The 262-nt window shown below is 64.9% G+C and carries 1 protein-coding gene; it reads right to left on the reverse strand.

What is annotated here, in order from left to right; translation table 11 throughout:
• Window positions 1-71: 71 nt before the first annotated feature.
• Window positions 72-262 (reverse strand): FliO/MopB family protein (locus tag SB756_RS31505; RefSeq protein WP_410913427.1); only part of this gene is annotated, 191 nt, incomplete at its 5' end.

Below are 262 nucleotides of genomic sequence, written 5' to 3' on the forward strand. Positions count from 1 at the left end.
GTCGGCAGCCAGGGCCAGCGGCGCAGCCAGCAGCAGCGCCAGAGTCAACAACGTACGCAGCGCGCCGCTCATCACTTGTTGTCCTTAGGGTTTTTGCCCATCAGCTCCATCAGCCGCTGAGCAAACTCCGGCGTCGCCTGACGAGCGCCATCCGGCACATCCACGGGTTCGGCCATAACATGCAGGGCCTCGATGCTGCCCGGGGTATGGCCGATCAGGATCTGCTCCTTCCCCACCTGCACCAGCAACAGGCGGTCACGCG

The sequence above is a fragment of the Pseudomonas sp. SIMBA_068 genome, from assembly GCF_046534705.1.
In the GTDB taxonomy this organism is placed as follows: Bacteria; Pseudomonadota; Gammaproteobacteria; order Pseudomonadales; family Pseudomonadaceae; genus Aquipseudomonas; species Aquipseudomonas putida.